The sequence below is a fragment of the Paraburkholderia sp. SG-MS1 genome, from assembly GCF_012275575.1.
Taxonomy (GTDB): Bacteria; Pseudomonadota; Gammaproteobacteria; order Burkholderiales; family Burkholderiaceae; genus Paraburkholderia.
Map to the genome: position 1 here is coordinate 140,655 of NZ_NPIH01000223.1, position 8,969 is coordinate 149,623.

An 8,969-nucleotide genomic window follows, 5' to 3' on the forward strand; every position below is an offset into this window, starting at 1 on the left:
GAGACACTGTCATGCGTAGTACAACTATGTATAAAGATAAGTCGAAGTGGCAAAAGGTCACCCGATCAACGTCTCGATTGCTGCCGATCGCCGCTGTACTGGTGACATCAGGGCCGGCGCTGGCGTTCGATTTTTCGCTTGATAACGGAATCTCCGGGAATTTTGACAATACCTTTAAGTATTCTACCGGGATTCGATTGGCAGACCAGAACAGCTATCTCACGTCGAACGCGAATACGGACGATGGAGATCGAAACTTCAAGCAAGGTAAGCCAATAACGAACCGGGTCGATTGGCTGTCCGAGTTCGATGCAAAGTATGGGACATTTGGCGTCAGTGTTAGTGCAGATGCGTGGTACGACCAGGTCTATAACAAGTCGAATTACAACGATTCTCCAGTCACTAACAACAATATTTCGGTGCCGTATAACCAGTTCACTGGCGCTACCAGAGATCTCTCTGGCCGACGTGTTGAACTGCTGAACGCGTTCGTATCGAATAAGTTCAACTTCGGCGACGTTCCGGTACTGGTGCGTGCGGGCCAGCACACCGTGCTGTGGGGCGAAAGTCTTTATTTCCCCGACAACGGTATCGCATACGGTATGGCTGCAATCGACGGCCAAAAGGCGCTTAGTGTGCCAAATACCCAGGCGAAAGAAGTCTTTCTCCCGGTCCCGCAGATCTCGTCAGTCGCAATCCTTCCACACGGTGTCTCGCTTGAGGGCTATTACCAGTTCGGATGGAGACCACTGCGTACGCCGCCAGTGGGTAGTTACTTCAGTCCGGCCGACATGTTCGGTACTGGGGGGGAGTCACTCATTACACCGTTCGGAAGGTTTCTCAAAGGTCCGGACCAGACGCCAAACACCGGCCAGTTTGGCGCTGCGGTTAAGTGGCGCCCCGAGGGGGCCAACGTCGATCTCGGTGCTTACGCACTGCGCTTTAATGAAAAAACGCCTCAAATCTTTACCACGACGGGCGGAACTTTCATTCAGGCGTATCAGGAGAATATTCAGTTGTACGGTCTGAGCGCCAGCACGACAATCGGGCCGCTTAATACTGCTGGCGAAATTTCATTTCGTCACAATCAATCGCTTGCAATCAGCTCCACCAATGCTCCAGTGCTAGCACCGGGTCAGAGTGCTCAAGGTGCAGGTCCGTTAGGCGATGTGTTCTTGTGGGAGTTAAACGGAATTTATGCGGGGAAGGCTGGTCCATTTTACGACAATATCTCGTTTGCAGGTAGTATCGCCGGCCAACAGGTCACGAGTATTACGCGTAACGGACAGTACTTCGATGAGACGAAGAGCCGCACGGCCGTGGGCCTTCGTGGCGTTGTGACACTCGATTATTACCAGGTGCTTCCAGGCCTAGACCTGCATGTGCCGATCGGCGTCGGTTGGACGGTATTGGGACGGTCGCCGCTACCTGCTGGCTTTAATACATACAACTACGGCAATGCCGCCGGCGACTTCTCTATCGGAATTCAGGGAACCTATGCGCAAACGTGGAAGGGCGGCATCAGTTTGACGACGTATTTTGGCCCTGCCAGTAGTAACGCTTATCGCGACCGCACTTTCGTGATCGCGACGATTTCGAACACGTTCTGATGGAAGTGAAAGGAGTAGTTCAGATGAAGAAGATTGCCATTGCTGCCTCGTCCGCGATTGCGCTGTATGCCACGCTGACAAACCTGGGTGTTGCGGCGTCGACAGAGGAAGCCGCAAAACTCAAAACTACGCTGACGCCATTTGGGGCAGAGCGTGCCGCGAACGCAGACGGGACGATTCCGGCATGGACGGGTGACGCATTGAAGCCTCCTGCAGGGCGAGCCCATGGGAGCATTGGGCCGGCGCCTTTCGCGGACGAGAAGCCACTGTTTCAGATCACGGCTGGGAACATGGACAAGTATGCGAGCAAGCTCAGCGAAGCGACGAAGTACATGCTGAAGACGTATCCGGATTATCGGCTGGATGTGTATCCGACGCACCGTACCAGTGTCGCGCCACAATGGGTCTATGACAATACCTTCAAGAACGCGACCCGCGCGAAGACTGATAAAGACGACCTGCAACTCGTCGACGCTTACGGGGGAATTCCTTTTCCGATTCCCAAGTCCGGCATCGAGTTGATTTGGAATCACTACACGCACTGGCAAGGTTCGACGGTGCATACCAACTTCCCGAACTACTTGATTACGTCGGACGGACGACTGCAGACAGCTGCGGTGATCAATGTGACGGATCAGTACGGTCTGTATAACAAAAATTCGGATGTGAAGTCATTCAACGGCGTGTACTGGGAGCACAAAGGCGTAACAACAGCACCCTCCCGCAGTTCTGGCGAAGCTCTGGTTGGCATCTGGTACACCGACTTCAAAGACAAGGAGATCGGTTCATGGCAATACCTGCCGGGTCAACGCCGGGTCCGTAAGCTGCCAAACGTGAACTACGACACTCCAAATTTTTACACTTCGGGCGTAACCCAGTTTGATGAGGCATACGGTTTCTTCGGAAAGCCCGATCAGATGAATTTCCGCATTGTCGGCAAGCGCGAGATGTATATCCCGTACAACACGAACAAGCTCAACATGGCGACCCCGGACAAGGCGTTCGGACCGCACTTCCCGAATCCGGACCTCGTGAGGTGGGAACTTCACCGCGTATGGGAAGTTGAAGCCACTGTAAAGGAAGGAATGCGCAATGTCATTCCGAAGCGTCACCTGTTCTTTGATGAAGACTCGTGGATGATCGTCTCGGCTGACGAATGGGACGCTCAAGGAAAGCTTTACCGTGGTCTGCTTAGCTATCCGTTTTTCGCTTATGACCTGCCGGGGGTCGTCGGACTGCCCTTTATTGCCTTCGATTTCCAGGCGCGCGCCTATTCTGTCGGTGGTGACGTGACGGACTACACCCCAATTGAATACCAGCCTGCATCCTTTTTCAATCCGGATTCGATGGTGCAGGATGCGCTGCGATAAGAGAGAGGCGTGCTCTGCTCGCGCGCTGATTCGTGTCGCTGTTTGTATAGCGCTGTCGGCTGCGGCAATACAGACAAGGGCGGCTTGGGGGGCGGATGGGGGCGCCGCCCGTCCGGCCTTCCTGGATCGGCCTGCTGAGAAAACTGGTCATGCAGCGAGACAGTTGTTGCTCGCCGCAGCTTGGGCTGGCCAGCGCGTAGTGGCGGTCGGACAGGGCGGCACCGTCGTTCTGTCTGACGACGGCGGTCTTCACTGGCAGCAAGCTGACTCAGTTCCTACCAGCGCAACGTTGACCGACGTGAAATTTTCCGACGCGCGTAATGGCTGGGCAGTTGGGCATCTCGGCGTCGTTCTTCATACCACAGACGCTGGTCGTACGTGGACCCGTCAACTAGACGGGAACATCGCGGCAAAGCTGACTCTGAAAGCAGTCGAAGAGCACGAGGCTGGGCAGTCAGCCGAAGCTGCGGCGAGGGCACTGCGACTCGCACGCATGATGGTTGATGACGGTCCGAACAAGCCATTTCTCGCCATAGGCCTGACAAGCGCAGATACGATTGAAGCATTCGGTGCATATGGGCTAGCGCTGAGTTCCAACGATGGCGGTCGCACTTGGACTTCGATTGTCAGTGAGTTACCGGACCCGAATGGCTTTCATTTTTATGGAACCGCTCTGGTCGGAAACGAGCGCATTGTAGTTGGCGAGCGAGGTACTCTGCTTCGAGGTCCCGATGGACATCAGTTGTTGCCGGTTGTTACGCCGTACTCCGGCACGTTGTTCGGTTTGCTCAAGGGCCGGAACGACACGCTGATTGCGTTCGGGCTTCAGGGGACTGTGCTTACTTCGCGAGATGCGGGTTCGACGTGGAGTAAGGTCGATAGCGGCTTAGGTGCGTCAATACAAGCTGGGACCGTCTTGAGCGACGGCACGATCGTGCTGGGTAGTGAAGGAGGGCAGCTTGTTGCCAGTCGCGACGACGGTCAGCACTTTGTACCTTTAAAGACGCTCGCGCAACCGGCGGCTGGAATGTTGCCCATTGCGAAGCGCGCCTTGCTGGTCCTCGGGCCGCGTGGCGCCGAGCGCGTAGACCTTTCTGCAGAGACGGAGTTGAAATGAAACATGTGGACCGGTCTACTGACGCCGGAGCGCAGTTGAAGGAATCGTCGTTCGACAGGCAGAGTGGCAATTGGCTGGAACGACTCATCTTCAATCATCGCATAGTGATTGTTGTGCTATGCGCTCTCGTTACAGCGCTCCTTGGCTACTCCGCGCGCCTTGTCACGGTCAATGCAAGTTTCCAGGCCGTAATTCCTAACGAACATCCCTATATTCTGAACTATCTCAAACACGAACAGGATATGCGTGGATTGGGTAACACCGTTCGGATTGTGGTTGAAACCACGGGAGCTACTGTACTCGACCCGCAATACCTGAAGACCCTCCAGGCTATCAACGATGAAGTCTTCCTGGTCCCCGGTGTGGAGCGGTCGTACATGCAGTCGCTCTGGACCCGGGGGGTTCGCTGGATATCGGTCACAGAAGCAGGGCTCGATGGTGGTCCTGTTATGCCAGACTCATATGACGGTTCCGGCAAGTCGATCGAACAGCTGCGCACGAACATTCTGCGGTCGGGCCAACTGGGACGGCTTGTAGCCAACGACTTCAAGTCGACGACAATCGTGGTACCGCTGTTAGACTACGATGCTCAGTCAAACGCGAAGCTGGACTACAAACAGCTGTCTGCGCGTCTGGAGGCTATCCGTGCCAAATACGAAGGGAAGGGTGTTCACGTTCGCATCGTCGGCTTCGCGAAGGTCATGGGAGACCTGATAGATGGGTTGGGTCAGGTACTGTTTTTCTTTCTGATCTCCATCGTTATTGCCACGGCGATGGTGTTTTGGTTCAATCGTTGCGTTCGTAGCACGGTTCTGGTTGTAACGTGCTCGCTGGTTGCAGTCGTATGGCAATTGGGCGCTCTGCCTCTTCTTGGTTTCAGGCTTGACCCATATTCAATCTTGGTGCCGTTTCTCGTTTTCGCGATCGGCATGAGTCACGGCGCTCAGAAGATGAATGGCGTGATGCAGGATATTGGTCGCGGCCTTGACCGAGTGTCAGCCGCACGGAATACGTTCCGGCGACTCTTTATGGCCGGCTTTACCGCGCTCGTTTGCGATGCGGTGGGTTTTGCTGTTCTGCTTTGGGTAAAAATTCCGGCTATTCACGATCTCGCACTCATCGCGAGCTTGGGCGTGGCATTCCTGATTTTCACGAATCTGATTTTGCTGCCCGTCCTGCTGACCTATACGGGTGTAAGTCCTCGTGCCGCCGCGCGAGCCCTTGCTCAGGAAAGCGGTGCGCTTGACGGAAAGAAGCATTGGTTGTGGAGGTCTCTCGATCTGTTCACAAATCGACGGTGGGCGTTGTGTGCTATCGCAGTTGCTGCTGTACTCGCTGTGGTCGGCGTGAAGGTGGGGGAGAATCTTCAGATTGGCGATTTGCAGCCGGGTGCACCCGAACTGCGTCAGGACTCGCGTTACAACGTGGACAATGCGTACGTCGCTTCGCACTATTCGACCAGCAGCGACGTGCTCGCGATAATGGTAACGACACCGCCAGATCAATGCGCCAACTACGATACGCTTACCGGCATCGCAGACCTTCAGGCACGCCTTGCAACTGTACCGGGTGTAGACAGCACGAACTCCTTTGCTGACTTGCAGCGCACGATGGGTGCGGCCTTCAATGAAGGTAGCTTGAAATGGCGTGAGATTATTCCCAATCAGCAGGCTCTAAATTCAGTCATTACTCAGTCTCCTCGCGGCCTGTTTAACGAAGACTGTAACTTGCTGACAGTGTACGTGTATCTGTCTGACCACAAGGCTAAAACGCTCCAGTCGGTTGTCGACGTTGCTAGTGCGTTTGCAAAGGAACGCGATACGGCGGACGTGAAGTATCTACTTGCTGCCGGAAATGGTGGGATTGAAGCGGCGACAAATAGTGTGGTGAAGGATACAAACAGCAAGATGCTTTACGGTGTGTACGCTGCCGTGATCATTCTGTGTCTGATCAGCTTCCGATCCCTACGGGCTGTCGTTGTCGCTGTGCTACCGCTGATGTTGACCAGCGTGCTCGCCGAGGCATTGATGGTTTGGCTTCACATGGGTGTCAAGGTGGCAACATTGCCTGTGGTGGCGCTAGGTGTGGGGATCGGCGTGGACTACGCGCTGTATATCTTGAGTGTGACACTTATGCAGCTACGTGCTGGGTATTCACTCTCAGATGCGTACTATAGGGCACTCCTCTTCACTGGGCGCGTCGTGATGCTGACGGGATTCACTCTGGCAGCTGGTGTAGCCACCTGGATTCTCTCTCCCATTAAGTTTCAGGCGGACATGGGCCTCCTGCTGGCATTCATGTTCCTGTGGAACATGATTGGTGCGCTCATCCTGCTGCCTTCCCTATCTGTTTTCCTGTTGAAGCAGAAGCGGCCCTCAGGAGCGACTGCAATTGTGCCTTCGACAAAGGATAAAGAGACCGAACAGGGTGCGAGCGCACGTGGCGATGCGATGCTGAACAAGGGTTAATTTACGAACAGGAAGAGCGGAACTGTGTCCGGTCACCCTATCCTTTGACAGGTGAGAGATCAGACATAGTTTGCGACAGTCAACAGCACTTGATGGCTGTTTCTGGAGACAAACATGACGCAGGGAAGTAGGGTGGTTGTAGTGGGTGCGGGCCCCACAGGATTGTTTACCGCGTTGGGTCTCGCTCGTAAGGGCGCGCAGGTAACGGTCATTGACGCTGAACCACGAGTCAATGACTCGCCGCGAGCAAATGTTTATATGCTCTCGACAATCAAGGCGCTAGACGAGTATGGTCTTCTCGAAGACGCACTTCGGGTGGCTGCGCGTGGTTACGAATTCAACATGCGCTTCCCCTTGACGGGGAATGTCGCGCGGCTCAAGTTCGAGTTGCTGGAGGGATTGACCTATACGTACACGCTCCACTTTGGTCAGAACGTCCTTGCGGAGATTCTGCTGAAACACTTTCTCGAGTTGCCAGGCGCTCAGATGCGTTGGAATACGCGCTTCGTTTCACTAGCGCAAAAGGCTGACGGAGTCGAAGTTTCCGTCGAGTCCGAAGGGGTACAGGATGTCATCGAAGCCGATTGGATGGTCGGGGCCGATGGCGCGCGCAGCAGCGTGAGAAAGGCTCTTGACCTTGAATTTGGAGGCTTCACTTGGCCTGAGACCTTCATGGCAACGAACGTCTACTATGACTTCGACAAGCATGGGTATGCTGCATCCAACATGGTTGCCGCCGGCGCCGATTGGCATGTTGTTGCAAAGGTAAGCGACGACGGGCTGTGGCGGATCGCTTACGGCGAGGATGCGAATCTCACCGAAGAACAACGGCGTGCGCGTATTCCCGACCGCTTCGCGAACTTCCTGCCGGATCGGGCAGAGTTTGAACTCGAAAGAGCAAACTCTTACCGTGTTCACCAGCGCTGCGCGTCTTCAATGCGAGTCGGACGGGTGCTCCTTGCTGGGGACGCCGCGCACGCGACGAATCCTATTGGCGGAATGGGTTTCACGTCGGGTGTACAGGATGCGAAGGCGCTCGTTGATGCTCTTGGAAGAGTTATCGCGGGTGACTGCGATGACGATATTCTCGACTATTACTCTTCTGAACGGCGACGAGTATTTCTGCAGATCGCAAATCCCAGCGCAATTGACCAGAAGCGACGCGTTCAGGAAACGGACCGAGAAGTCCGACTTAAAGACGAAGCCGAGTTTATGGCGGCGACGACGAATCCTGAAATAGCCAAGATGGCCATGATGTCCGTGTTCCAGTTGGAGGGAAAACCTTATCAACCGGGTCGGAAAGCATAGACCGATCGCCGGAATGTCGTGCCGCTGAAGTAATCGCTTTTCGACTCAGCCGCGACGCGTTCCGATAGCGCGCAAGTAGTTCGTCCCGAGCTCGTCAACGATGCGGACTATCGGCAGCAGGTCCGCACCGATCGCGCTCCGGGCAAAAGACTGCACGTCCTTCCACGTCTCGAAAAAAAAACGCCGCTGGCTTATGAACGCGGCGACCAGCGCGCAAGGCACTGTCACGTTGCTGGCCTGTTGATGGAGATGCGGCGACAATCCTGGATATGAAACGAGCCGCCCTGCAACACAACGTATCTGCCAACGACGCGATCTCTTATGCCGGCTAGCGGTTTCCGCCCGATGTGATCAGCGACGCGGTGTGGCTGTACTACCGGTTCCCGCTGAGCCTGCGCATGGTCGAGGAGTTGCTTGCCGCGCGCAGCATTGAACTCACTTATGAAACCGTGCGGCGCCTGTCGGTAAAGTTCGGCCTCGGCATTGCCCGGCGCATCCGGCCTACCGCGTTGGTCCGAGGCGACAAGTGGTATCTCGACGAAGTGGTGGTCACCATCAACGGCAGGAAGCACTGGCTGTGGCGCGCCGTGGGCCAGCATGGCGCGGTGCTCGATGTGCTGGTGCAGAGCCGGCGCGACTGGCATGCAGCCAGACGACTGATGTGCAAGGTGCTCAGAAAGCACGGCCGAGCGTTGCGTGTGTTGATCACAGACAAACTCAGGAGCTACGCCGCGGCGAACAGGGACATGGGTCTGATTATTGAACACCGCCAGCACAAAGGTTTGAACAATCGGGCGGAGAACTCGCACCAGCCAACGCGGGTGCGCGAAAAAGTGATGCGCCGCTTCAAGTTGGCGCGCCATCTACAACGATTCACGTCGATGCATGATCAGGTTGGCAATCTGTTCATGAACTGCCGCTACAACATGAATGCGCAACAGAAGCACCAGGCGCGCAAGCAGGCCTTCAAGGCGTGGGAAAGCATAACGGGCAATTCGATGCTTGATCCTTAATTATCACCCAAACCGATGTAGGGGCAATATGAGAATGTCGTGTTTCAGCAAGATACAGATGTCGTGTTTCGCAGCGGATGTCA

5 protein-coding genes and 1 pseudogene are annotated in these 8,969 nt (G+C 55.3%); all 6 read left to right on the forward strand.

The genetic code is table 11. The annotated features are described in order from the left end of the window. The first annotated feature begins 11 nt into the window (after positions 1–11). The 6 genes and pseudogenes from CIC12_RS20335 to CIC12_RS20360 all read left to right on the forward strand — a co-directional run bounded on the left by CIC12_RS20335 (position 12) and on the right by CIC12_RS20360 (position 8,886). Positions 12–1,610: a DUF1302 domain-containing protein gene (locus CIC12_RS20335; protein WP_168666338.1), complete on the forward strand. Its 1,599-nt coding sequence runs from the start codon at positions 12–14 to the stop codon at positions 1,608–1,610. A gap of 23 nt (positions 1,611–1,633) precedes the next feature. Next, entirely contained in the window at positions 1,634–2,980 is a 1,347-nt protein-coding gene (locus tag CIC12_RS20340) for a DUF1329 domain-containing protein (protein ID WP_168666340.1), read from the forward strand. Positions 2,981–3,143: 163 nt separating this feature from the next. Then, positions 3,144–4,097 (forward strand): WD40/YVTN/BNR-like repeat-containing protein, encoded by a 954-nt coding sequence (locus tag CIC12_RS20345; protein ID WP_168666342.1) that lies wholly within the window; start codon positions 3,144–3,146, stop codon positions 4,095–4,097. After that, positions 4,094–6,565 (forward strand): efflux RND transporter permease subunit, encoded by a 2,472-nt coding sequence (locus tag CIC12_RS20350; protein ID WP_168666344.1) that lies wholly within the window; start codon positions 4,094–4,096, stop codon positions 6,563–6,565. Before CIC12_RS20345 ends, CIC12_RS20350 begins: the two co-directional genes overlap by 4 nt. 114 nt (positions 6,566–6,679) lie before the next feature. Continuing rightward, on the forward strand, positions 6,680–7,873 hold the full coding sequence (locus CIC12_RS20355; protein ID WP_168666346.1) for an FAD-dependent oxidoreductase: 1,194 nt from the start codon (positions 6,680–6,682) through the stop codon (positions 7,871–7,873). Positions 7,874–8,142: 269 nt separating this feature from the next. Then, a pseudogene (locus tag CIC12_RS20360) lies at positions 8,143–8,886 on the forward strand (IS6 family transposase). Positions 8,887–8,969 lie beyond the last annotated feature (83 nt).

What these genes read in the sequence shown, in the direction of transcription:
- CIC12_RS20340 (WP_168666340.1), top strand. Translation starts at nt 1,634, where the DNA reads ATGAAGAAGATTGCCATTGCTGCCTCGTCCGCGATTGCGCTGTATGCC.
- CIC12_RS20355 (WP_168666346.1), top strand. Translation starts at nt 6,680, where the DNA reads ATGACGCAGGGAAGTAGGGTGGTTGTAGTGGGTGCGGGCCCCACAGGA.
- CIC12_RS20350 (WP_168666344.1), top strand. Translation starts at nt 4,094, where the DNA reads ATGAAACATGTGGACCGGTCTACTGACGCCGGAGCGCAGTTGAAGGAA.
- CIC12_RS20335 (WP_168666338.1), top strand. Translation starts at nt 12, where the DNA reads ATGCGTAGTACAACTATGTATAAAGATAAGTCGAAGTGGCAAAAGGTC.